Below are 21,565 nucleotides of genomic sequence, written 5' to 3'. Positions count from 1 at the left end.
GCCTGCGCGCCGTCGTCGAGGAGCGCATCAGACTCGGCATCTCCGCGCCCGGTGAAAGCGGCGATGTGGTCACCTTCCTGCCCGACCTCAACCAACCCGATCGCTTCGACCGCCTGGCGTTCCTGCTCTCCACGAAGCCGACCAACGGTCGGCTCTACCGTGCGATCGGGAGGGCGATCCGCGTCATTCCAGCTGCGACAGCGGCAGCGCGCGGAAGTCCTTCACGGTGCGCAGCACGAAGCTGGAATTGACGTCGGCCACGCCGGCGGCATTGAGCAGCTTGTCGAGCAGGAAGCTGGAGAAGTGCTCCAGGTCGCGCACATAGATGTGCAGCAGGTAGTCCATGTCGCCGGTGAGCGCATGGCAGGCCACCACCTCATCCCAGATCAGCACGCTGTCGGCGAACACGCCGATGGCGTGCTGGTCGTGCTTCTCCAGCTGCACCCGGACGAAGGCCTGCAGGCCGAGGCCGATCTGGCGCGGCTCAAGTCGCGCGCCATACCCGGCGATGACGCCCTCGCTCTCCAGCCGCTGGACGCGCCGCAGGCAGGCGGACGGGGACAGATTCACCCGAGCGGCCAGCTCGGCGTTGGTCGCGCGGCCGTGTTGCTGGATTTCCGCCAGCAGGCGCAGATCCGTGCGGTCGAACTGGGCAATTCCGGTCATTGCTGCCCCGCAACATGAGGTGGACGCAATGATCTTGCGCCAGAAGGACATATCCGCGCAACTTTGCAAACCTCTTGCGCGCGCCCTGCCCTAGCATCGACAGATGACTTCCCAGGAGACCACCACGATGGAAACCGCCACCGCCCCCCGCCGCGTCGAACACCAGCAGACCGACAAGGGATACGTGCCGGTCTATACCACCGCCATCGTGGAACAGCCCTGGGACAGCTACACCGCCGACGACCACGCCACCTGGAGCACCCTGTACCAGCGCCAGCGCGCGCTGCTGGAAGGGCGTGCCAGCAGGGAATTCCTGCACGCGCAGGACGAGATGGGCATGAGCGCGCACATGATCCCGCGCTTCGACCAGCTCAACGAAGTGCTGGGCGCCGCCACCGGCTGGACCCTGGTCGGGGTGGAAGGCCTGCTGCCGGAGCTGGATTTCTTCGACCACCTGGCCAACCGCCGCTTCCCGGTGACGTGGTGGATCCGCCGCCCGGACCAGATCGACTACATCGCCGAGCCGGACATGTTCCATGACCTGTTTGGTCACGTGCCGCTGCTCATGAACCCGGTGTTCGCCGACTACATGGCCGCCTACGGCCGCGGCGGCGTCAAGGCGCATGCGATCGGTCCGGAAGCGCTGCAGCACCTGACCCGCCTGTACTGGTACACGGTGGAGTTCGGCCTGATCAACACCGATGAGGGCCTACGCATCTACGGCGCCGGCATCGTGTCATCGAAGGGCGAGTCGCTGTACTCGCTGGAGTCGGCGGCGCCGAACCGGATCGGCTTCGATCTGGAGCGGATCATGCGCACCCGCTACCGGATCGACACCTTCCAGAAGACCTACTTCGTCATCGACAGCTTCGAGCAGTTGATGGAGGCGACCGCGCCGGACTTCACCCCGATCTATGCGGCGCTGGAGGCCGGGGAGCATCTGCCGGCCGGTGAGGTGCAGGACGGTGACCGTGTGTTCCAGAAGGGCACGGGGGAAGGCTGGGAAGACGGCGGCGACGTGTAACGTCGTGACGCAATTCACCGGGGCTGTTGAAGTTTAGACACCTATCCTTCAAAAGCCTCGGGAGCTTTTGAAGGTTGGCAATGGGTGGAGCCGGGTCATGCGCTGCTGCCTTTCATCGCGGATACGCCAGCAGCACCACCAGATCCATCTCTCCCACCTGCTGCAGCGCATGTGAGCTGCCCACCCGCGTCAGCAGCGCATCCCCCGCCGCCACGTCGTACTGCTTCCCATCCAGCACGTAGCTGCCCTGCCCGCTGACGATGTAGTAGATCTCGTCCTTGTGCTGCGGGTGCAGGCCGATGCCGGCACCTTTATGCAGCACACGCTTGCGCAGCACGAACGGGATGTCGGTGTCCTCGGCGAAGAACGGGTACGCCGTGGTTGGCCCGGCCCCGCCATGGGGTCCCGGCTGGGTCACGGCGATGTCGCGTTCGTGCACGACGCGCGAGGGCCGGGGGGCATCACCGCCCTGCCCTGCACTGCGCACCTCGCAGTCGATGTCGCGCTTCAGCGCCGACTTTAGTTCAGGCCGCAACGCCACCCAGTCGCGCATCACCAGGCACGCCACCGCCGTCGCACCGGCCACGCTGAAGTGCGTGCCGTCGGCCTTGTTCTGCTCGGGCACGAACAGGAAGTAAGGCTTGGCGCCCTGCTCGCCCAGCGCGCGGATCCAGCGCGTGGAACTGTCGTTCAAATCGATCAGCGCGACCTGCTCGCGGGTCGCCAGTTGCTTCACTGCCTGGGTGTACACGCCATGCGTATCCAGCAGCGACCCGAAGTCGTACAGCAGCCGCGCCACCGGCGTGATCAGCACCGGCGTGGCGCCCTTGTCGCGGGCCAGCTGCACGTAGCGCATCAGGAACTGCGGGTAGGCAACGGCAGGATCGGTATAGCGGCTGGGATCTTCGAACTTGGCGTCGTTGTGGCCGAACTGGATCAGCAGAACGTCACCGCGCTGGAGCTCGGCGGCGATCGCGTCCAGGCGTTTCTCATCGATGAAGCTGCGCGTGCTGCGGCCGCCCTTGGCATGGTTGCGGACCTCCCACACAGCGGGATCGAGATAGCTCTGCAGGGCCTGCCCCCAGCCGGCCTGTGGCGCGCGCTCCGGGCCGTACCCGGCAGCGGTGGAATCCCCGGCAATGAAGATGCGGTGCGGGGCGCACAGCGCGCTGGGAGCCGCAAGCAGCAGGGACAGGGACAGCAGCAAACGCAGCATGGTCATGCTCCTGGGTGGAGAGCGCTGCCGGCCAGCGGCCGGCACTACCGGAGCCCACGATCTGCAGCGCAGACCGTGGGAGCGCCAGCGCGTAGCGATGGTGTTACCGGGCGAGCCAGCCGCCATCAACCGGCAGGACCGCGCCGTTGACGTAGTCCGAGGCGCTGGAGGCCAGGAACACTGCCGTGCCGCCGAGGTCTTCCGGGGTGCCCCAGCGCGCGGCCGGGATGCGGTCGAGGATGGACTTGTTGCGGTCCTCATCGGCGCGCAGCGCGGCGGTGTTGTCGGTGGCCATGTAGCCCGGGGCGATCGCGTTGACGTTGATGCCCTTGCTGGCCCATTCGTTGGCGAGCAGGCGGGTGATGCCGGCGATGCCGCTCTTGCTGGCGGTGTACGACGGCACGCGGATGCCGCCCTGGAAGGACAGCATCGAGGCGATGTTGATGATCTTGCCGCGGCCCTGGGCGATGAAATGCCTGCCGGCGGCCTGCGAGATGAAGAACGCGGACTTGATGTTGACGTTCATCACGTCGTCCCAGTCCTGCTCGCTGAAGTCCACGGCGTCGGCCCGACGGATCAGGCCGGCGTTGTTGACCAGGATGTCCAGGCCGCCCAGGCCTTCGATGGTTTCGCGGATGACGCGCTCGACCGGCTCGATGCTGATCAGGTTCGCTTCGATCGCCAGGCAGCGGCGGCCCAGCGCGGTGATGGCCGCGATGGTCTCGGTGGGCGGCTGGATGCCGGCCACGGCCACGTCGGCACCGGCCTGCGCCAATGCGACCGCGATGCCCTGGCCCAGGCCGGTGTTGCCACCGGTGACGAGGGCGACCTTGCCTTCCAGACTGAACGGATTAGCCATTGCGTATGTAGTCCTTGTCCAATGCGTAACAGACGCCGCCGGCGCGATGCCGGCGGCGCGTCGGGGTCACTTGAGCTGGCAGATGTCCAGCACGTGCATGTCGGTGTAATCCAGGTTCTCGCCGCCCATCGCCCAGATGAAGGCGTAGTTGCTGGTGCCGGCGCCCATGTGGATGGACCACGGCGGCGACACGACGGCTTCGTTGTTCTGGATGACGATGTGGCGCTGCGCGTCCGGCTCGCCCATGAAGTGGTACACGCGGTCGTTCTGGCCCAGGTCGAAGTAGAAATAGACTTCGCTGCGGCGGTCGTGCAGGTGCGGCGGCATGGTGTTCCAGACGCTGCCGGGCTTGAGCACCGTCAGGCCCAGCAGCAGCTGCGAGGACTGGCAGGTGGCCGGCACGATGTACTGGTAGATGGTGCGCTCGTTGCTGGTTTCCAGCGCGCCACGGTCCAGGGCCACGGCGTCCTTGATCGACAGCGCCTTGGTCTCGAAGCGCGCATGCGCCGGGGTCGAGGCCAGGTAGAACTGCGCCGGGGTGGCCGCGTCATCGGACGCGAACACAACGTCTTCGCTGCCCATGGCCACGTACAGGCCATCCTTCGGCCCGAGCTTGAACACGGTGCCATCGACAGTGACGGTGCCGCTGCCGGCGCCGACATTGATCACGCCCAGCTCGCGGCGCTCCAGGAAGGCATGGCCGGCGGCCGACGCGGGTTCAGTCTGCTTGGGCAGCGAGACCGGGCCGTTGACCGGGGCCGCACCGCCGAGCACGAAGCGCTCGTAGTGGGTGTACTTCAGGGTCACCGCATCGGCGTTGAACAGACCATCGAGCAGATACAGATCGCGCAGGTCGTCATTGCTGGCGCCCTTGATGGCGTCGGGATGGGTGGCGTAATGGGTCTTGCAGTACATGGCGTCTCCAGAGCAGGGGTGGGGCGATGCGTCGGCCCCGGCACGATTTCAGGTGATTGTAGCCAGTTGGTAAACCGGTGTCATTTTGCAGCGCACGATAGGCCGGGGCGGGCCCGGCGTGGTGTCCATGTCAGAAAAGCCGTGCGATCGGCAACGGATTGCACGGGCGCGTGGCGACGCGTTCATCATGAACGCGCGTCGTTGCCATCGCGGCGCGGGTCAATCCTCGGGCGGCTGGCAGGAATCGCGCACGATCAGGTGCGGGCGCACGCTGGCGTGCTGCATCACGGCCTGGCCATCGGGCTGGATCAGCATCGCGGCGGCGGTCCGGCCGGTGTCGCGGGTATGCCGGCGCACCGAGGTCAGCGACGGCCACAGGCGCGAGGCCAGCGGGCTGTCGTCGTAGCCGATGATCGAGAGCTGGCGCGGGATGTTGATGCCCGCGCGCAGCGCGACCTTGTAGATACCGGCGGCCATTTCATCGTTACCGGTGAAGATGGCGGTCGGTCGCTGCTTGCCCAGCAGCAGCTTCTCGGCCGCGGCCACACCGGATTCGAAGGTGTAACCGGCCTCGACGATGCGTGCCGGCGGCAGCTCGATGCCGCGCTTGGCGAGCGCATCGATGAAGCCGGCGGTCCGCTCGTGCGCCGAGCGGTACGCGCTCGGGCCGGTCACCAGGGCGATGTCGCGGTGGCCCAGCGAGAGCAGGTAATCGGCCGCTTCGGCAGCACCGTCGCGGTCGTGGGTGACCACCATCTGCGAGGTATCGTCCAGCGGCAGCGAGGCGATGCGGGTGAAGCGGCAGCCGATTTCATCGAGCATGTCGACCAGTGCCTGGTCTTCGGAAGCACGCGGCACCAGGATCACACCGTGCAGCTTCTGCTGCTGCACGAAGCGGCGCACGCCGTCGATGTAGCCGGGGCTGCGTGAATCGCAGGGATGCACGACCAGCTCGAAACTGGAGCCGCGCAACGCATCCAGCGCACCGTACTGCATGTCCACGATGTACTGCGCGGTCGGGTTGTCGTACACCATCCCGATCAGGAACGAGCGCCGGAACGCCAGCCCGCGGGCCAGCGGGTCCGGCGTGTAGCCGACCTCGCGCATCAGTGCTTCGACCTTCTCGCGCGTGTCCTTACGCACCAGCGGCGAGTTGTTGATGATGCGCGAGACGGTCTTCTTGGATACCCCGGACAGACGCGCGATGTCGTTGATCGTGGCGGCCTTGCCTTTGGTCAATCCGTGCGGCGACGGATCGGTTTTGCTGCGCAATGACATGTCGTTCAAACCGGGGATGAGTCAAGGGATTCTAGCGGGGAGCTCAATCGAGGGCGCGGTAGCGGAAATTCCGGAACTGGACCTTGCCGTCACCGGCAGCATAGAGCGCCGGCTTCAGGGCCAGGAACTTGCCCGCCACATTGTGATGGTAGCCGGAGACTTCCATCTGAACCGGGTACTTCTGCCAGGTTCGGCCATCGGTGCTGGAGTGGATGGTGACGATGTGGCGGTTGTTGGTCACCCGCAGCCGCAGTTTGCCGCCGGTGGCGCTGGGGGCCAGCCGGGTGGGGCGCTCCTCGCCGTAGCGGTGCATGATGAACTTCTCGCCGTTGCTGCCCACGCCCACGTACAGGCGGTCGCTGTAGTAGAGCAGGGCACCGCCCACCGCGCCCGGGGCGATCTCCATCTCGACCTCGAACTGGTAGGCCTTGTCGCCGGCGATGGCGGTCAGCGGCGAGCTGTCGCGCGGGGTTTCGCCCTTGCCCTGCAGCTCCATGCCCTTGCCGGTGAAGGTCAGGCGCTTGTACTCGTCCTGGGCCGGGTTGAAGAACGACCACTGCGCACCGAGGGTCCTGCCGCGGAAGTCATCGGACAACGCCATGCCGTGCTGGCCCACCGAGGTGCCCGACGGCTTGGCGAGCGGCTGGCCGAGGTCGCCGCCCTTGGCCACGAACCAGCCATCGGCGGTCCATTCGATCGGCTCCAGCAGCGCCTGGCGGCCCAGCGTCCAGTACCCGTTCTCGTAGCCGTGGTACATCATCCACCAGCGCCCGTCGGTGCCTTCGATAACCGTGGCATGGCCGCGCGACCACCACGGCTCGGCGGCCGACCGGGTGCGCATGATCGGGTTGTTCGGCGCATTCACCCACGGGCCGTGGATCGAGCGCGAGCGCGCGGTGATCACCATGTGCCCGGTCGGCGGCCCGGCGGTGCCACCCACGGCGGTGGTCATGTAGTACCAGCCATCGCGGAAGTTGATCTTCGGGCCTTCCTGCGCATAGGCCTCCACATCCCAGCTTTCCGGGTATTTCCAGCCGTCGTAGACATGCTTGGGCGTGCCGACCACGCTCAGGCCGTCATCGGCCAGCTGCACGTAGTCGCCACCACTGAGGAACAGGTAACGCTTGCCGTCTTCACCCACCGCGTGGCCCGGGTCGATATAGCCGCCCAGGCCGATGTCGATCGGCTCGCTCCACGGGCCCTTGATGCTGTCGGCCCAGACCACGAAGTTGCTGCGGGTCTCGCCGGTACGGGCGGGGAAATAGATGTAGTAGCGGCTGCCGTGCTTGACGATGTCCGGGGCCCAGATCGCACCGACATTCCTGGTGATGGCATGGCCCAGCGGCTGCCAGTTGACGAGATCGCGCGAGTGCCAGATCGGCAGGCCGGGGTAGGCATCGAACGAGGACAGGGTGAGGTAGTAGTCCTCGCCATCCTTGAGCACCGAAGGGTCCGGGCGATCACCGGCGAACACCGGATTGAGGAAGGTGCCGTTGCCCAGATCGGCCTGGCGCTGGTTCTCGATCCCGCGCTTCCAGGCGGTGGCCGGCTCGGCGGCGTGGCCGGCGCCGGCCAGCAGCAGGCAGGCGGTGGCGAAGCTCGCCAGGGTCTTCCTCAGGTGCATCGTCTCTCTCCCTTGAACGTATCGTGGGCCAGGCGCGCTCAGCGCGCCCCGGTCCCGGCAAGACGCTGTTGCCAGCGTGGGTACTCAGTGGTGATCAGGGCCTGCGGCCAGGTGCCGTACCAGTGGTAGCCGGTGCGGCGCTCGCGCGGAATCTCGTCGAACGTGGCCACGCGCTCACCCTCGCGGTTGGCCAGCAGCACGGCGCTGTCGTGCAGGTCGTGGAAGCGCCCCCACAGCAGCGGGGCGCCGGCGTCGGCGACCAGGCGGCGGTCGACCGTGGTGCGGTGGAACGCGAACTGCGCCGGGGTGGTTTCGAAGGTCTCCAGCCGCCACCCGGTCAACGCATGCGCCTGGAACCACGCCATGGCAGCGTTGACGGAGGCGACCACCGCCGGTGAAGGATCCGGGATCGACATCAGGTAGCGGACCACGCCGACACTCTCGTCGGTGACCAGCGCCGGCAGTTCGAACGTCCGGCCCTGCGCGGGCAGCAGGGTGGCGCGGTCGTACTGGCCGGCCCAGATCGTCGGGATGCCGTCCTGGCGCACCTGCAGTCGCAGCAGGCAGGCATCGCCGGCGGTGACGGCGGCGTCCACGCGGGCCCGCTGACCGGCAGTGATGAACCCGAACACCGGCTCGCGCTGGATGCGCCGCAGCGTGGTCAGCACGCCACGGGTGACGTCGTCGGCGAAGGTGATGTGGCTGTGGTACGAGGTGCGCGACGGCACCGAATGCGGCCAGCCGCCACAGGTCGGGATCTGCTCGGCAAGAATGAAATCCAGGCCACGTACCGCTGCGTCGCGGTAGCGCGCATCGCCGCTTCGCGCGAAGGCCTCGGCCAGGTAGTCGACCTGGGTATAGACGTTGCGGTTGTCGAAGCTGCCGCCGGGCGTGGCCTGGTCGGCCAGCACCTGTGTTTTGGCGGCATCGTCGAGGACCCGCTGCGGATCCTGATTGACCGCCCAACCGCCGCCATGGCGTTGCAGGGCGACCAGGTTGTCGGCGATCTGCCGGTACTGACCGGGGGACCAGCGCGGGTAGTCCGTGCCGTGCCCACTCTGCCAATGGTTGATGCCGTCCTGGAAGCCCCGCAGGGGGATGTCCTGGCCCTGCGCCATGACGGCGCAGGGCAGGGCGATCCATAGCAGGGCAGCCAGCCGCCGCACGCTTACGCGCGCAGCAGGGCGGGCAGCCACAGCGACATTTCCGGGAAGAAGGTGACGATCAGCAGCACACCCAGCGCGGCGAACCAGAACGGCCAGATCGAGCGCATGCTCTCACCGACGCTGATCTTGCCGATCGCGGTACCGATGAACAGCACCGAGCCCACCGGCGGCGTCACCAGGCCCAGGCCACCGGTCAGCACCAGCACCAGGCCGAAGTGGATCGGATCGATGCCGTAGGCCTTGGCCACGGGCAGGAAGATCGGTGTGCAGATCAGGATCATCGGCGCCAGGTCCATGAAGGTGCCCAGCAGCAACAGCATCACCACGATCATCAGCAGCACCATGAACTGGCTGTGCGCGAACGACTGCAGGAAGTTGACCGCGGCCGACGGCACTTCGAGGTACGCCAGCAGCCAGCCGAACACGGCCGCGGTGGCGATCACGAACAGGATCACGCCCGTGCTGCGCGCGGCATGGGTGACCGTGCCGAGGAACTCGCGCCAGTCGAGCTGGCGGTACAGCACGGTGGTCACCAGCAGCGCGTAGACCACGGCAATCGCCGCACTCTCCACCGCGGTGAAGATGCCCGCGCGGATACCGATGAAGATCAGCGCGACCAGGCCCAGGCCGGGCAATGCCGAGACCAGGCGCAGCAGCACAGCACGCCAGCCCGGGAAGATCTCCACGCCGTACCCGCGGCGGCGTGCCACGAGATAACCGGTGATCATCAGGACGACCGTCATCAGCAGCGCCGGCACGATACCGGCCGCGAACAGATCGGCGATGGACAGGCCACCACCGGCCGCGGCCGAGAACAGGATCAGGTTGTGCGACGGCGGCACCAGCAGCGCGACCAGCGCGGCGGTGATGCTGACGTTGACCGCGAAGTCACGGTCGTAACCGCGCTTGACCATCTGCGGGATCATCGTGCCGCCAACCGCCGAGACGTCGGCGATGGCCGAACCGGACACACCGCCGAAGAACAGCGAGGACAGGATCGAGACCTGGCCCAGGCCACCGCGCATGCGCCCGACCAGCGAGGACGCCAGTGAGATCAGGCGTTCGGAGATGCCGCCGCGCATCATGATTTCGCCGGCGAAGATGAACAGTGGAATGGCGATCAGCGAGGCCGAACCGGTGCCGGCGGAAATCTGCTGGACCAGCACCAGCGTCGGCAGATCCAAGTACCACAGGGTGGCCAGGGCAGCAGCGGCGAGCGCGAACGCGACCGGCACGCCGAGCAGCAACAGCACCGCGAACACGGTGAAAAGAATCGTAATACCCATGACTCAGCGATCTCCCTCGGCAACGGCATCGGCCGGCCGTACGGCCAGCGCCATCTGGTTCACGGCGAAGATCGCCATCAGGGCGCCACCGATCGACAGGGGCAGGTAGTTGATGCTCTGCGGCAGGTGGGCGCCGGCGGCCTTGATGTCCAGGCCGTCCATGAGCAGCACGGCTGCCCACCAGGCGATGACCACGCCCAGCACGGCCACCACCAGCGCGGCGAATACATCGACCGCGCGGCGCAGGCCCGGGCCCATGTGCGCGGCCAGCAGGAAGAAGCCGAAGTGGCGGCGGGTATGCACGCCGGTAGCCGCGCCCAGGCTCATCGCGGTGGCGAGCAGCAGCAGCGTGACCGGCTCGGTCCAGCTGGGCGAATCATTGATCACGTAGCGGGCGAACACCTGCCAGCCCTGCACCACCACCAGGCCCAGCAGGGCGATGACGGCAATGTAGATCGCCACATCGGCGATGAGGTTGAGCAGGCGCTGCGGCGCGGTGGGGGTGATGACGGTTTCGGAAGTCGAGTCGGACATCGCGTCGGGGCCTCAGGCGAAGTCGCGGATGCGACGGGTGAGGGCGGCCAGCTCCGGCTGCTGCAGGTAACGCTGCAGGAGCGGGTCGGCGGCCTTGCGGAAGGCCGGCATGTCGACCTCGTTGAACGTGATGCCGAAGTCGGCGACGGCCTGGCGCGCGGTGCTTTCCGAGGCATCCCACTGCTCGCGCATCACCTGCACCGATTCACGCGCGGTCTCGATCACCAGGGTGCGGTCGGCCGGGCTCAGCGCATCGAAGCTCTGCCGCGACATCAGCAGCACGTCCGGCGCGTAGGAGTGATCACTCTGCGACCAGTAGTGCGCGGCCTCGAAATGACGGCTGGAATGGAAGCTGCGCATGTTGTTTTCCGCACCGTCGATCATGTGCGTTTCCATGCCCGAGAAGGTGTCGCCCAGCGACATCGGGGTTGGGTTGGCACCGAGCAGGCGCATCAGCTGGATGAAGATGTCCGAGGACGCCACGCGCAGCTTGAGGCCGTGCAGATCCTTGGGCTCCACGATCGGGTGCTTGGTGTTGTAGAAGCAGCGCGCGCCGGAATCGTAGATCGCCAGACCGACCAGATCACGGGTTTCAAAGCCCTGCAGCACCGTATCGGCGACGCCACCATCGAGGGCGCGGCGCATGTGCGCCACCGACTCGAACACGTACGGCAGGCACAGGCCCTGGGTCAGCGGAAACGCGTTGTTGAGCGCGCCGGAGTAGACGCGGGTGATGTCGATGGCGCCGAAGCGGGCCATGTCGATCGCCTCGGACTCACGGCCGAGCTGGCCGGAGTGGTACTGGCGCAGCCGCAGCCGGCCGCCGGTTTTTTCTTCCAGCGTCTGCCCGATCCATTTCACCGCGGTGACGGTGGGGTAATCGGCGACGTGGACGTCGGTGGCGGTCAACAGCTGCGCACCGGCCGGTGCGGCGTTGGACGACCGCGAACAGGCCGTCAGCGCGGGCGCGGCAAGCGCGCCCAGACTGGTAGCCAGGAAACTTCTGCGAGTGAACATCTGCGCCCTCCCAAGCGTGCTCGCCATGTCCGCGCGGTCAACCGGCGGCGATGGCCTTGCAGGTAATGTCGCCGTAACCGACGAAACGGATCAATGCTTCCTGGCCCACGGCGATGTCATGGATGCCGGTGGCGTTGCCACTGGCGATCAGATCACCCGCCTTCAGCGGTCGGCCACGCTGCGCTGAACGGGCCAACGCAAACGCGTAGGCAGTGCGCAGGCCGCCGGGCAGCAGGGTGGCGCCACCGGTACCGACCACCTGGCCTTCGATGCGGGTCTCCGCACGCAGGTCGGCATCGTCCAGGCGGGTCCAGTCCGCGATTTCGGTGCCCAGCACCAGGCCGTTGTTGTTGCCGAAATCCGACACCACCACGCGCGGGCCGAGCTTGTTGATCGTCGCCAGCGGGCTGCTCGCGACCTCGACGCCGATGAAGAGCCTGGCGGGCAGTGCCTCGGCTTCTTCCGGCGTCCAGTGCAGCTTGTCCGCCGGAGCGTCTTCCTGCAGCTGGATCACATACTCGGCTTCGACCGCGCCGAAGCCCCCGACGAACACCGGAATCTCGACTGTTCCACCGGTAGCATTCCAGAGCTGGCGCGCGAAGATCGGGCCCAGCAGGCGGTCATCGCCCGACCCGTCGCGGCGTTCGGCAGCGATGTAGCCGACCTTCCAGCCGACCACCTGGTCGTCCCACAGCGCGATGGCCTGGTCCTGTACCTGATAGGCGGTGACGAGGTCTTCCGGGATGGTTCCCGGGAAATCCGGCAGGGATTGGCCGTGTTGGCGGGCGCTGACGAAGTGCCGGGCGATCTCGCCCAACCCCTGGTCGGGCAGGTCCTGTTTGCCGTGGTCGTTGCTCAAGCGGGTCTCCCGGAAAAATTGTTGCACTGCCAATCGACAGCGGTTGGATGAGCTGTATATGGTAAACCGGTGTCATTGGCAATGTGCAGCGCATCAGAAGGGCTGCCGGTCAGGCACGATGCCTGTTTCCTCTACCGGAAGGACGTCCCCGGATGCGCCGTTGCCTTGTGTTGCCTTCGTTGATCCTCCTGCTGCTGGCCAGCGGCGTGGCGCCTGCGGCCGAGCGCGCCGTCCCGGAGACCGAACCCGCCGCCGGCGCACCGGACCGCATTGCACTGTGGCCGGAGGGCCAGGTGCCGGGCGAATCGGGCCCGGCCACGGTCCCCAACGTGATCGAGCGCAGCACCGATCCCGCACTGCCGGACCGCTACATCGACAACGTCAGTGCGCCTTATCTCGTCGTGTACCGGCCGGCACGCCCGAACGGCAGCGCCCTGCTGGTGGTGCCCGGTGGCGGCTACCAGCGCATCGTGCTGGACAAGGAAGGCACCGCCCTGGTGCCGGCCTTCGTGGAGCAGGGCGGCGTGACCCTGTTCGTACTGCGTTACCGGCTGCCCGCAGGCCGCAGCGATCGGCAAGCGGCGCTGGCCGATGCGCAGCGCGCGATGCGGGTGATCCGCGCGGATGCCGCCCGCTGGCAGATCGATCCGGCGCGCGTCGGGGTCATGGGCTTCTCGGCCGGCGGACACGTCGCCGCGCGGCTGAGCAACGGCTTCGATGTCCCGGTCTATCCCCACCGCGATGCCATCGATGCACTCAGCGCACGCCCGGATGTCGCCCTGCTGATCTACCCGGTGATCGACATGGGCACGCATGCGCATACCGGCTCGCGTACCCGCCTGCTCGGGCCGCATGCGGATGTGGCGCTGCAGCAGCAGTTTTCGATGCAGGGTCAGGTCCGCACCGATACGCCGCCGACCTTCCTGGTGCATGCGCAGGACGACAACGTGGTCCCGGTGCACAACAGCCTGGTCTACTACCAGGCGCTGCTGCGCGCCGGCGTCTCCACCGAAATGCATCTGTTCCCGTCCGGCGGCCATGGCTTCGGCGTCCGCATCCCGGCCGGTCTGACCGTCGCGCAGTGGCCCGGGCTGGCCCTGCGCTGGATTCCTTCGCGCCATACGGAGCCTGCGCGCCATGACTGATTCCCCCGCCGATCTGCAACGGCGTCGTTTCCTGCGTGACAGCGCGCGCTATGCCGTGATGCTGGGTGCGACCAGCCTGCCGCTGCTGCCCGCCTTCGCCGGCGTGCCCGGCCCCCGCCACGATGCCGCGCCGCTGGCACGCGTGCGTAGTGGACGCGTGCGCGGGCAGCTGGAACAGGGCATCCACGTGTTCCGTGGCATTCCCTACGGCGCCGATACCGCCCCCCGGCGCTTCCAGCCGGCCGTGCAGGAATCGGCCTGGCGGGGCGTGCGTGATGCGCTGGCGTACGGCCACGCTGCGCCGCAGGGCGGCAGCGAAGGGCCGGGCAGCGAAGACTGCCTCTATCTCAATGTGTGGACCCCGGCGCTGCGCGATGGCGGCAAGCGCCCGATCGTGTTCTACATCCACGGCGGCGCCTACAACAACGGCTCGGGCAGCGACCCGCTGTACGACGGCAGCGCGTTGTGCCGGCGTGGCGACGTGGTCGTGGTCACGGTCAACCATCGCCTCAACGTGTTCGGCTATCTGTACCTGGCGCAGCTGGGCGATGCGCGGTTCGCCGATTCCGGCAACGTCGGCCAGCTCGATCTGGTCCAGGCGCTGCAGTGGGTCCGTCAGCATGCACACGAGTTCGGCGGCGATGCGGGCAACATCACCGTGGTGGGGCAATCCGGCGGCGGCGCGAAGATCGCCACGCTGATGGCCATGCCCTCCGCACGCGGCCTGTTCCAGCGCGCGTGGACCATGAGCGGGCAGCAGGTCACCGCTGCCGGCCCGCGTGCGGCCACCCAGCGCGCGCAGATCGCGATGCAGGCGGTCGGCGCGGCCGATGCGGGGGCGCTGCGCACGATGCCGATGGAAGCACTGCTGGCCGCCGCCCGTGCGCGCGACCCGTCGCGCGTGGAGAACAGCAGCCTCTACGTCGGGCCGGTGCTCGACGGGCGTTCGCTGCCGGTGCATCCGTTCTGGCCGGAGGCGCCCGCGCAGTCCGCCGGGATTCCGATGGTGATCGGCAACACCCACGATGAAACCCGCGCCTTCCTCGGCAACGACCCGGCCAACTTCGCCCTCACCTGGGAGACGCTGCCGGCGAAACTGGAGAAGGAACAGTACGTGGACCTGCTGCCGTCGGTGGTGATCGCCGAGTACCGTCGCCTGTATCCGCAGTACACGCCGTCGGAGGTGTTCTTCGCAGCCACCACCGCGGGCCGCTCCTGGCGGGGCGCGGTGGAGGAACTGGAGGCGCGTGCGCGGCAGGGCGCACCGACCTGGGCCTATCAACTCGATTGGGGCTCGCCGCTGGACGGCGGCAGGTTTGGTGCCTTCCACACGCTGGATATCCCGCTGGTGTTCGACAACACCGACCGCCCCGGTTCGCGCACCGGTGACGGTGAAGAGGCCACGCGCATGGCGGCCACGATGAGCGGGGCGTTGATCGCCTTTGCCCGCCATGGCGATCCGAATCATGGCGCACTGCCACGCTGGCAGACCTATTCGCTCGCCCGCCGCGAAACGATGGTGTTCGATGCTACCTCGCAGCAGGCCGACGACCCGCGCGGTGGCGAGCGCCGCCTCTATCAGCAGGCCCCCTTCATTCAACGAGGCACGTTCTGATGCGTTGTAAGTCCTGGCTGCTCGGCAGCGCGCTGTTCGGCCTGATCAGTGCGGCGCAGGCCGCGGTCGACCCGGCGGTACTGGATCGACCCGCACCGACGCCGATCCGGGCCAGCAAGATCGTGCTGGTCGGCGATTCCACCACGGCCGTGCAGGGCGGCTGGGGCCCGGCCTTCTGCGCGCGGCACGTGACCTCGTTCCTGACCTGCACCAACCTGGCCCGCGGCGGCCGCAGCACCTACAACTACCGTGCCGAAGGCTCGTGGGCGTTGGCCGAGGCGGAGATACGCACGCCTGGCTATGCCACCACCTGGGTGCTGGTCCAGTTCGGCCACAACGACCAGCCCGGCAAGCCGGGCCGCTCCACCGACCTGCAGCGCGAGTTCCCGGACAACCTGCGCCGCTACGTGCGCGAGATCCGTGCCGCCGGTGCGCAACCGGTCCTGCTGACCCCGTTGACCCGCCGCCAGTTCGCCGATGGCGTGCTGATCGATGACCTGGCGCCGTGGGCCGAGGCGGTGCGGACGGTGGCGCGCGAGATGGAGGTGCCGCTGGTCGATCTGCACGCGCGCAGCCGTGCGGTGGTGCAGGCGCTGGGCCCGGTCGCCGCCATGCCGCTGGCACAGGCGGCCGCCACACCGGCGCAGGTCAGCGCGGCGCTGGGCGGTACCACCGTGGGTGCGGCGCCCGTGGCGGGCGCACCCGTCGCGCAGAACAACGCGGTCGCCGAGCCGATGGGGCAGGCCAAGCTCGCCTTCGATTACACCCACCTCGGCCCCGACGGCGCGGCGCTGTTCGCCACGCTGGTGACCGAGGAACTGGCCCGGCAGGTCCCGTCGTTGCGGCCGCTGCTGATCCCCTGATCGATAGGCGAACGCGAAGATTTCTTTCGAATGGATTACTACGTCGGCGATCGTGGGTCGATTGGATGTGATTCAGGTCAAACACGCTGTTCACCAGAATCGCCTAGACTCGAGGCATGCAAGACCAATGCAACCCGTTTCCGCCGTTCCATGGTCGTGATCGATTGATCGCTGCGGTCGACCATGCCGTCCAGCACGAGCACGCGCACCAGATCGCCGCCACGCTGCGGGCGGCATTGCGCGAGGCGATCGCCGACAGCCGCATCCAGCTGCCGGCCTGCGTGCACCACCCGATCGAGGATCACTACGCCCGCCGCGAGCTGTACCGCAGCCCGGTGCACGGCTACAGCATCGTCGCGATGAGCTGGGGGCCGGGCCAGGGCACGCCGCTGCACGACCACAGCGGGTTGTGGTGCGTGGAGGGGGTCTGGCTGGGCCAGCTGGAGATCACCCAGTACCAGCTGCTGGAGCGCGACGGTGAGCGCTTCCGTTTCCGCCCGGAGCCGCCCGTGCTGGGCGACTGCGGCAGTGCCGGCAGCCTGATCCCGCCGCACGAGTACCACACCCTCCGCAATACCAGCGATGACGACCTGGCGATCTCGGTGCACGTCTACCAGGGCGAGATGACCCGCAGCGCGATCTTCGAGCCCGAGGCCGACGGCTGGTACCAGCGCCGCGTGCAGGTGATGGAAACCGACGCGGCCTAGCCCTCCGCTCGACCGGGCGGCGGCGTGGCGCGCATCATGCGCGTTCCACCCGTTCCCGATGGTCCGCCATGCCCACGCTGCCGTTCCAACAGGTCAATGTCTTCAGCCGGGATCCACTGCGCGGCAATCCGCTGGCCGTGGTGCTGGAGGCCGAAGGCATCGACGACGCGCGGATGGCCGCATTCGCACGCTGGACCAACCTGAGCGAGACCACCTTCCTGCTGCCGCCGACCGATCCCCGGGCGGACTACCGCGTGCGCATCTTCACCACGTTGGAAGAGCTGCCGTTCGCCGGACATCCGACCCTGGGCAGCTGCCATGCCTGGCTGGCGCATGGCGGCGTGCCGAAGGGCGAGGACATCGTGCAGGAGTGCGGGATCGGCCTGGTACGCATCCGGCGCAGCGACGCGGGTCTGGCCTTCCTGGCGCCGCCGCTGCTGCGGGGCGAGGCGTTGACGCCGGACCTGCGCGAGCGCGTCCGGCGCGGCCTGGACGTGGCGACGGAGGACGTCGTGGATGCGCGCTGGGCGGACAACGGCACCGGCTGGCTCGCACTGCGGCTGCGCGACCGTGCGGCGGTACTGGCCGTCCAGCCGGACTATGCGCAGCTGGAAGGCCTGAAGGTCGGCGTGTTCGGACCGTGGCAGCCCGGCGATGGCGATGAGGCGCTGTACGAGAGCCGCTCCTTCATCGCCGGCGATGGCGTACCCGAGGATCCGGCCACGGGCAGCCTCAATGCGGGCATCGCGCGCTGGCTGCTGGCCACCGGCGAAGCGCCGGACCGCTACGTGATCAGCCAGGGCACGGCGATCGGCCGCGCCGGGCGCTTGCGGGTGGAGCGCGTAGGCGATGCGCTGTGGATCGGTGGCGACTGCGTGACCTGCATCGCGGGGCAGGTCACGCTGTGATCGGCGGCCGAAGCCGCCGTGCCTGGCAGGGCGCTACCGGTCCAGCGTCACCACGTTGTTGCGCTGGGTCACCTCGGCGGCGCCGTCGGCCTGCATGACCCGCACCCGCCAGCCACTACGGTTGCCGGCCGGCAACGGCAGGCGCACGGTGGCGGTCTTCGGCACCAGATCGCTCGGCGCGGCCAGGCCCGGAATCTCGACCCGGGCCAGCTCACGGCCCCTGGCATCTTCCAGCACCGCCACGCCCACGCCGGTCGCCACATGGCCGAGGCTGTGCACCGTCACCTGCACTTGGCCGTCCTCCACGCGCACATCGCCGCGCCCGATGCCGAGGTCGGCACGCTGTTCGACCGGTGTCCCGGCCTGCACCAGCGCGAACTCGAACACCTGGCTCTGGCCCGGCGCGAACCGCAGCGTGGTCGAGGCGCTGCGTTCCAGGGTGAGGTCACGCGTTGTGGCCTTGCCGTCGATGGTGTCATCGCCATTGCGGTCCACGCCGCTGGTCATCCGCCACTGCCCGGCGGTGACATTCCAGGTGCTCATCTCCGCGTCCACCGCACGCGTGCCCAGGTTGTAGGCGATCACCTTGAAGCGGTCCGGCGAGGGCGCATGCACCAGCAGCGCGACCTGCTCGGCCGCGTCCGGCTGGGCGAAGCGCCAGCTCACGGTGTGGCCCGGCCAGCTCTGGTTGCGTTTCAGCGCGATGCCGCCCAAGCGCGCACGCTGCAGGAATTCGCTGGGCGCTTCGACACGGTCGGACCACCAATGACCCTCGGTGTTCATGTATTCGCGCTGCGCCTTGGCCTGGATGCCGTCGGCGTGCAGGGCTTCCAGGTATTTCTTGTCGCCGGTGGCCTGCCACGCCATCAGGCTGGCGAAGCCAGTGCTGCCACCGTCGGCATCACGGATGAAACGCGGGTTCCACTCGGCACCGCGGCCCAGGGCCTCGACATAGTTCTCGCCCAGGTTGGACAGCGCCCCCGGGCCACCGCGCTCGACGCGGTAGTCCAATGCCTTGAGGTACTTGTCATCGCCGGTCCAGCGCCATGCCGCCCAGAAGGTATGCATGATGTCGCCGCTGCCCGAGCCGTTGTTGAGCTCACCGCCGCGGGTCTTGCCGGTCGCCCAGTGGATCTCGTTGGGCAGCGCCCAGCGGCCCTTGTCGTCGGTGTAGGCATGGGCGAGGTAGCCATCGGCCAGACCGGTGACCAGCTTGCGGCCGGTCGGATCGGCGTTGTACTGGCCGATCAGGAACGCCGGGTGCAGCACCGGGAAGGAATACGGCTTCTGCCACTGCCAGTTCGGTTCGCGGTAGACCTTGTTGCCGCCGAACCAGTTGCTGGAGAACAGCAGGTGACCCTGCGGGTTGGGCAGGATGATGCGTTCGTCGAAGGCCTTCACCGTTTCCATCAGGCGCTCGACGGTGAGCGGATCGCCCCAGTTGAGGTAGAGCATCGCGCTGTTGGTGTTGATGCCCTCCTCGTAGGAATGCAGCTCATCGGTTTCGATCGTGCTCAGGCCGTTGCTGAACATGCCATTGCGGTAGACCGCATCGGACAGCGCGGTCAGCGAGGCATTGAGCTTGTCCGGCTGCACGCCCATCAGCGCCAGGCCCGGCCACTGCTGGGTCAGGTCGGAGTCGTCGGAGATGCCGCCACCGAAGTCGCCATAGGCGATCTGGCGGTTGTCGATCCACCAGTCGATGAAGCGGCGCACGTACTTGAGGTCTTCGGTCTGCGCGAACGCCCACTGCGGCACGCCCTTGGGGGCCTCGGGCTGGGTGAACGGCGGTTTGCCCTGGCTGTTGTAGCTGATGTAGTTCCAGTACAGCCGGCCGAGTTCGTGGTCCGGATCGACCCGCAGCAGGTCGCTGAGATCGGCGTACACGCGCGCGTACAGGCGCTGGCGTTTGGACGTGGTGTGCTCTTCGACCAGGAAGCCCCAGTTGTCGCGGACCTGGTTGAAGCGATCGGCCAGATGCTCTTTCTTCGCCTCCTCGCGATCCTTGTAGACCATGCGGATCTCGGCACCGTCCAGCGAGGTGGCGTTGAACCCTGGGGCGGCCGAGGCGATGGAGATCCACAGGCTGTCGGCGGTGAGGATGCGGTCGCGCAGGTCCAGCCACAGGGTGCGCTTCTGGCCCGGCTTGACCGAGACCGACACGTCGATCATGTCGCGCGCCGGCCAGATCGGATCCTTGATGCGGATATTGAGCGGGATCAGGCCATCCTGCGTGGCCGGCAGATCGAGCGCGGGCAGGTCGATCGCCACGCCGTCCAGGCCGTCGTGCATGTTCTCCCAGCTGTGCGCCCAGCTGCGGATCAGCGGCTGCGCGGCCGGTGCGTCGCTCACGCCGGAGGGAATCAGCACGTGCACGATCGGCAGCGGCTGCGCGGGCAGCGTGTCGGCCGTGCGCTTGCGTGAGCCGGCGCCCTTGGGCAGTGCCATCACCGTGCTGCGTTCGGCCGCCGGGTAGCGACCGTCGATGTACTCGCGCAGTGCCGCGATGTTGGTGTAGTCCGGCAGGGCCTGGCTGTCGATCAGGTAGCGCTGCTTGACCGTGCCTTCCGGCTCGGCCGCATCGCTGACCTGGTAGGCCCAGATTTCCTGGATCGGGGTTTCCTGCGCCGTGTTGCGGAAGTGCAGCACGCCGCCCGCCTGCGCGGGAATCGCGTTGACGCTGCGGACGACGCCCTGCGGACGCTCGAACAGCGTCTGCGCCGGCTGGCCATCCACGCTGTGGCTGAGCCCGCCGAAGGCGGCGCCGCGCACTTCGATGCGGTTGACGGTCTCACCGGCCGGCAGGGTCAGGTCGAGCTGCTGGCCGCCGTCGACATAGGTGTTCCAGTCCGGCAGCTGGAAGTAATCATTGCGCCCCGGCAGGCGCGAGCGGTTGTAGACGCCCGGCCAGGTCGTTTCAGCGATGCCGTCGGTAGCCTTCCACATCCACTGCTTGTGGTCCTTGGTATCGGCGAACTCGACCTTGCGGATCGTGGTGGTCGGTGCGGTCAACGCCGGCGGCGGGGCAGCGTCCCAGCCGTGCCGATGGCGCCAGGCGCGCATCGGGTCCGGCCCGGCGACGGCGGTGGTGGGGGCGGCATTGCGGGCCAGTGCGGCCATGCCGGCCGGATCGAGCAGGCGGTCGTAGACGCGGATCTCATCGAAATCGCTGCCACGCAGGAAGTTGTAGCGGCTCTGCACCTGGTAGGGCGCCATCACGCGCGCGGCCAGGCCGAGCTGGTCGAGCGCGGCGTCGTAGTCGGCCGTGGTCTCCTGGCGGGCGACTTCCCTGCCGTCCACGTAGAGGCGCACGCCGTGGTTCTCGTCCCAGCCGAAGGCGATGTGCTGCCACTGCTGCGGCGAGGGGTTCTTATCGAGTTTGAACGACACGCGCGTGCGCGCCAGGTTGGCATCGGTGACGAAGGCATCGAAGCCGTGGCCGTTCCAGTCGATGCGCAGCCAGGCCATGTCCCAGCTGCTGTGGTCGGCGTAGCCGACCCGGAAGATCACAAACGGCGCTTCACCCACCGCGTAGCGCGCGCGCCAGAAGAAGCCGAGCGTGCCGCGTTGTGCCTGGATGTTGCCCGGTGCATTCCAGGACAGCACGCCGTCGTCGGCCCATTCGATGGCGCTGCCATGTGCCCCGTTCGGCACCCGTTTCACCTTGTCCACGAAGTTCGGGACCGGGTCGCCCGCGGCGCTGTCGGCCTGCAGGCCCTGGTCGGCCGACACGTGGAACAGCAGCTGCGGCGCGGTCTGCGCCCAGGCGGTGCCACTGCCCGCGAGCAGCAGCGCCAGCAGGCTGGCGGACAGGCGGGAGGGGCGGATCGAGGCGGCGACAACGCGATGCATGAGACCTTCCTTTCGACAGCAGAAACAGTAC

The 21,565-nt window shown here is 67.9% G+C and carries 18 protein-coding genes; 6 read left to right on the top strand and 12 right to left on the bottom strand.

The annotated features are described in order from the left end of the window. Positions 1-183 precede the first annotated feature (183 nt). A complete protein-coding gene (locus tag HH110_RS17230) occupies positions 184-666 on the bottom strand; it encodes an Lrp/AsnC family transcriptional regulator (protein WP_123730980.1) in 483 nt (160 codons plus the stop codon). 127 nt (positions 667-793) lie between these two features. On the opposite strand from HH110_RS17230, the gene phhA reads away from it, so the two are divergent. Further along, complete coding sequence (gene phhA, locus HH110_RS17225) at positions 794-1,690, top strand: phenylalanine 4-monooxygenase (protein WP_176990790.1); 897 nt, start codon at positions 794-796, stop codon at positions 1,688-1,690. A 112-nt stretch (positions 1,691-1,802) separates the two neighbouring features. Here phhA and HH110_RS17220 read toward each other — a convergent pair whose 3' ends face one another. From HH110_RS17220 to HH110_RS17175, 10 genes are all read right to left on the bottom strand, one after another. Beyond that, positions 1,803-2,906: a GDSL-type esterase/lipase family protein gene (locus HH110_RS17220; protein ID WP_176990788.1), complete on the bottom strand. Its 1,104-nt coding sequence runs from the start codon at positions 2,904-2,906 to the stop codon at positions 1,803-1,805. A 103-nt stretch (positions 2,907-3,009) separates the two neighbouring features. Continuing rightward, complete coding sequence (gene kduD, locus HH110_RS17215) at positions 3,010-3,765, bottom strand: 2-dehydro-3-deoxy-D-gluconate 5-dehydrogenase KduD (protein WP_128095343.1); 756 nt, start codon at positions 3,763-3,765, stop codon at positions 3,010-3,012. Positions 3,766-3,831: 66 nt separating this feature from the next. After that, on the bottom strand, positions 3,832-4,680 hold the full coding sequence (gene kduI, locus HH110_RS17210; RefSeq protein ID WP_176990787.1) for a 5-dehydro-4-deoxy-D-glucuronate isomerase: 849 nt from the start codon (positions 4,678-4,680) through the stop codon (positions 3,832-3,834). Between the two features lie 219 nt (positions 4,681-4,899). Continuing rightward, a complete protein-coding gene (locus HH110_RS17205) occupies positions 4,900-5,958 on the bottom strand; it encodes a LacI family DNA-binding transcriptional regulator (RefSeq protein ID WP_121044030.1) in 1,059 nt (352 codons plus the stop codon). Positions 5,959-6,001: 43 nt separating this feature from the next. Further along, complete coding sequence (locus tag HH110_RS17200) at positions 6,002-7,582, bottom strand: family 43 glycosylhydrolase (RefSeq protein ID WP_176990786.1); 1,581 nt, start codon at positions 7,580-7,582, stop codon at positions 6,002-6,004. Between the two features lie 38 nt (positions 7,583-7,620). Then, positions 7,621-8,778, bottom strand: a complete 1,158-nt coding sequence (gene pelA, locus HH110_RS17195) for a pectate lyase (RefSeq protein ID WP_176990785.1) — start codon at positions 8,776-8,778, stop codon at positions 7,621-7,623. After that, a complete protein-coding gene (locus tag HH110_RS17190) occupies positions 8,751-10,034 on the bottom strand; it encodes a TRAP transporter large permease (protein WP_121043820.1) in 1,284 nt (427 codons plus the stop codon). Before HH110_RS17190 ends, pelA begins: the two co-directional genes overlap by 28 nt. Before the next feature lie 3 nt (positions 10,035-10,037). Beyond that, on the bottom strand, positions 10,038-10,568 hold the full coding sequence (locus HH110_RS17185; RefSeq protein ID WP_176990784.1) for a TRAP transporter small permease: 531 nt from the start codon (positions 10,566-10,568) through the stop codon (positions 10,038-10,040). Between the two features lie 12 nt (positions 10,569-10,580). Next, on the bottom strand, positions 10,581-11,585 hold the full coding sequence (locus HH110_RS17180; protein WP_176990783.1) for a TRAP transporter substrate-binding protein: 1,005 nt from the start codon (positions 11,583-11,585) through the stop codon (positions 10,581-10,583). Between the two features lie 37 nt (positions 11,586-11,622). Beyond that, a complete protein-coding gene (locus HH110_RS17175) occupies positions 11,623-12,444 on the bottom strand; it encodes a 2-keto-4-pentenoate hydratase (RefSeq protein WP_176990782.1) in 822 nt (273 codons plus the stop codon). A gap of 152 nt (positions 12,445-12,596) precedes the next feature. On the opposite strand from HH110_RS17175, the gene HH110_RS17170 reads away from it, so the two are divergent. The 5 genes from HH110_RS17170 (at position 12,597) to HH110_RS17150 (ending at position 17,682) form a co-directional block, all read left to right on the top strand. Next, positions 12,597-13,589, top strand: a complete 993-nt coding sequence (locus HH110_RS17170; protein ID WP_176990781.1) for an alpha/beta hydrolase — start codon at positions 12,597-12,599, stop codon at positions 13,587-13,589. After that, a complete protein-coding gene (locus tag HH110_RS17165) occupies positions 13,582-15,204 on the top strand; it encodes a carboxylesterase/lipase family protein (RefSeq protein WP_176990780.1) in 1,623 nt (540 codons plus the stop codon). Before HH110_RS17170 ends, HH110_RS17165 begins: the two co-directional genes overlap by 8 nt. Next, complete coding sequence (locus HH110_RS17160) at positions 15,204-16,067, top strand: rhamnogalacturonan acetylesterase (protein ID WP_176990779.1); 864 nt, start codon at positions 15,204-15,206, stop codon at positions 16,065-16,067. Before HH110_RS17165 ends, HH110_RS17160 begins: the two co-directional genes overlap by 1 nt. Before the next feature lie 116 nt (positions 16,068-16,183). Continuing rightward, positions 16,184-16,774, top strand: coding sequence for a cysteine dioxygenase family protein (locus tag HH110_RS17155; protein WP_176990778.1), 591 nt, complete (start codon positions 16,184-16,186; stop codon positions 16,772-16,774). Positions 16,775-16,842: 68 nt separating this feature from the next. Next, positions 16,843-17,682, top strand: a complete 840-nt coding sequence (locus HH110_RS17150; protein WP_176990777.1) for a PhzF family phenazine biosynthesis protein — start codon at positions 16,843-16,845, stop codon at positions 17,680-17,682. A 33-nt stretch (positions 17,683-17,715) separates the two neighbouring features. On the opposite strand, the gene HH110_RS17145 is transcribed toward HH110_RS17150, so the two are convergent. Continuing rightward, positions 17,716-21,534, bottom strand: coding sequence for a LamG-like jellyroll fold domain-containing protein (locus tag HH110_RS17145; RefSeq protein WP_176990776.1), 3,819 nt, complete (start codon positions 21,532-21,534; stop codon positions 17,716-17,718). Positions 21,535-21,565 lie beyond the last annotated feature (31 nt).

The organism is Stenotrophomonas sp. SAM-B, assembly GCF_013387485.1.
GTDB lineage: Bacteria > Pseudomonadota > Gammaproteobacteria > Xanthomonadales > Xanthomonadaceae > Stenotrophomonas > Stenotrophomonas maltophilia_AA.
The sequence above is the reverse complement of the archived record's forward strand: the minus strand, read 5'-3'. Positions and strand labels throughout refer to the sequence as shown.